General features: G+C 38.9%; 3 protein-coding genes. All 3 read left to right on the forward strand.

All coding sequences use genetic code 11. The features are described 5' to 3' along the window. Positions 1-87: 87 nt before the first annotated feature. The 3 genes from B3D98_RS11725 to B3D98_RS11735 all read left to right on the forward strand — a co-directional run bounded on the left by B3D98_RS11725 (position 88) and on the right by B3D98_RS11735 (position 3091). Complete coding sequence (locus tag B3D98_RS11725; protein ID WP_004269446.1) at positions 88-942, forward strand: class II fructose-bisphosphate aldolase; 855 nt, start codon at positions 88-90, stop codon at positions 940-942. Between the two features lie 149 nt (positions 943-1091). Further along, positions 1092-1742 (forward strand): fructose-6-phosphate aldolase, encoded by a 651-nt coding sequence (fsa, locus tag B3D98_RS11730; protein WP_004269447.1) that lies wholly within the window; start codon positions 1092-1094, stop codon positions 1740-1742. A gap of 62 nt (positions 1743-1804) precedes the next feature. After that, positions 1805-3091 (forward strand): UDP-N-acetylglucosamine 1-carboxyvinyltransferase, encoded by a 1287-nt coding sequence (locus B3D98_RS11735; protein WP_048395599.1) that lies wholly within the window; start codon positions 1805-1807, stop codon positions 3089-3091. Positions 3092-3238: the final 147 nt, after the last annotated feature.

Genomic DNA, 3238 nt, shown 5'->3' on the forward strand with positions numbered 1-3238 from the left:
CCCCTGCTTTTCAGGGGCTATTATTTTTGCTATGATTGAGGAGCATGTTTATGTAGAAAGAATAGTCCTATGAGGAGGATTTTTAGTATGGCATTAGTATCTATGAAAGAGATGTTAATTAAAGCAAAAGCAGAAGGTTATGCTGTTGGTCAATTCAACATTAATAACCTTGAATGGACTCAGGCAATTTTACAAGCAGCTGAAGAAGAAAAATCTCCAGTGATTCTTGGTGTTTCTGAAGGCGCAGGTAAATATATGGGCGGATTTATTTCTGTTGTTCATATGGTAAAAGGTTTAATGGAATCTTACGGTACTACAGTTCCTGTAGCAATTCACCTTGACCATGGTTCTAGCTTTGCAAAATGTAAAGAAGCAATTGATGCAGGCTTTACTTCCGTGATGATTGATGCATCACATCACCCATTTGAGGAAAATGTGAAAATTACTTCAGAAGTAGTAGAATACGCACATGCTAAAGGCGTTTCTGTGGAAGCAGAATTAGGGACAGTTGGTGGAGATGAAGATGGCGTAATCGGTGGTATTATTTACGCTGATCCAGAAGAATGCCGCAAAATGGTTGAACTAACAGACATCGATTGCTTAGCTCCAGCACTTGGTTCTGTACACGGTCCTTACAAAGGAGAGCCAAACTTAGGCTTTAAAGAAATGGAGGAGATCTCTAAATTGGCAGACCTTCCACTTGTTTTACATGGTGGTACAGGTATCCCAACAAAAGATATCCAACGTTCTATTTCGTTAGGTACGGCTAAAATTAACGTCAATACTGAAAATCAAATTGAAGCAACAAAAGTAATTCGTGAAATTCTGGACAACGACAAAGTTGTTTACGACCCACGTAAATTCCTTGGTCCAGCACGTGAAGCCATCAAAGCTACGGTTATTGGTAAAATTCGTGAATTTGGAAGTGCACAAAAAGCATAATTTTTGCATTTAATATGTTACAAAAGCATAGATAAATACACATAATAAGAGAAGTGTTGATGCTTTCAATCGACCTTCTCTTGTTTTTGAAATAAAGAAATTTTGGAAAATATTTAATAATATAAGAAAAATGATCAGGAGGAAATAATATGAAATTTTTCATTGATACAGCAAACTTTGAAGAGATTAAAGAGGCACATGCATGGGGTATTTTATCAGGAGTGACGACAAACCCATCGTTAGTGGCTAAAGAAGAGAATGTTTCTTTCCATGATCGTCTTCGCGAAATCGCTGAGCTCGTTGATGGCTCTGTAAGTGGAGAAGTTATTGCACTTGATGCAGAAGGTATGATTAAAGAAGGTTTGGAATTAGCTGCGATTGCGCCAAACATCACAGTAAAGCTTCCTATGACACCAGCTGGATTAGAGGCATGTCGATTCTTTGCAAACAAAGGAATTAAAACAAACGTGACATTAATTTTTAGTGCTAACCAAGCATTAATGGCTGCGCGTGCAGGTGCTACATACGTATCACCATTTATCGGCCGTTTAGATGACATTGGTCAAAATGGTGTTGAGTTAATTGAAACAATTGCAGATATTTTTACAATTCATAATATCGATACACAAATCATCGCTGCCTCTGTTCGTCACCCGCAACACGTTACAGCAGCGGCTTTAGCAGGCGCACATATTTCAACTACTCCGTTTAAAGTATTAAAGCAGCTTTTCCACCATCCATTAACTGAAAAAGGAATTGAAGGATTTTTAGCGGATTGGAATAAGAGAAAAGGCGAATAATAAGATTATAAAGTGTGCAAATTGCAAAAATACTACTTTCCAATCATGAGGGAGAACGCAAAATGGATGTTTATAAAATTACTGGCGAAAATCGTCTACAAGGTACAATTAAAGTTAGTGGTGCAAAAAATAGTGCAGTCGCCTTAATTCCTGCATCAATTTTGGCGAACTCTCCAGTGACTATTGGAGGGATACCCGAAATTTCAGATGCTTGGACGTTAAAGGCTCTATTAGAGGAAATTGGTGGAGAAGTTTCATTTGAGAATGGGAAAATGACAATCGATCCAACAGAGATGATTGCATTGCCCTTACCAAACGGCAACGTTAAAAAGTTACGTGCTTCTTATTATTTAATGGGGGCTATGCTTGGACGTTTCAAAAAAGCAGTTATTGGTTTACCTGGAGGCTGTTTTTTAGGACCTCGACCTATTGATCAACATATAAAGGGCTTTGAGGCTTTAGGAGCTAAAATTACTAATGAACACGGAGCCATTTATTTACGTGCAGATGAATTGATAGGGGCAAAAATTTATTTAGATGTGGCAAGTGTTGGGGCTACGATTAATATCATGCTTGCTGCTGTCCTTGCTAAGGGACGTACTGTCATTGAAAATGCTGCAAAAGAACCTGAGATAATTGATGTGGCGACACTTCTAACAAATATGGGTGCCAATATTAAAGGTGCAGGTACAAGTGTCATTCGTATCGAAGGCGTAGAAGAGCTACATGGTACTGAACATACGATTATACCTGATCGCATTGAGGCCTCTACATTTTTGATTATGGCTGCAGCAGTTGGTGATGGTATAACAATCGATAACGTTATTCCACTGCACTTAGAAGCAATTATCGCCAAGCTTCGTGAAATGGGTGTGAAAATTGAGATTGGTGAAGAAAGTATTTATGTACCAAAAACAGACCTCTCAACATTACAGGCAGTGGATGTCAAAACATTGGTATACCCTGGATTCCCAACGGATATTCAACAACCGCTTGCCGTGTTAATGTCACAAGCATTCGGTTCCTCAAAAGTAACAGATACTATTTACACAGCTCGTTTCAAGCATATTGATGAGCTTCGTCGTATGAATGCAGATGCTCGTGTAGAAGGAAACACAGCAATTATTAAAGGGCCGAGTAGATTACATGGCTCAACTGTCACAGCTACAGATCTTCGTGCTGGAGCAGCTTTAGTATTAGCTGGACTCTTAGCAGAAGGAGAAACTGAGATTCAGGACATCTATCATATCGAACGTGGCTATAGCTCACTTATTGAGAAATTACGTGATTTAGGCGCTGATATTCGACGTGAAACAATTGTGGCACGTGTAGCTGAGACAAAGGAATAATGAGAGCTAAAAGTTTTCAACCAATTATGTTACAATAGAGGTAATTTGAATGTTTTGGCACGAAAAGGTGCCCATAACGGGAGGCAAAGCAACAATGGAACGTAGTTTATCGATGGAAGTAGTACGAGTAACAGAAGCAGCAGCAAT

The sequence above is a fragment of the Lysinibacillus sp. UBA5994 genome (assembly GCF_002429725.1).
Taxonomy (GTDB): Bacteria; Bacillota; Bacilli; order Bacillales_A; family Planococcaceae; genus Lysinibacillus; species Lysinibacillus capsici.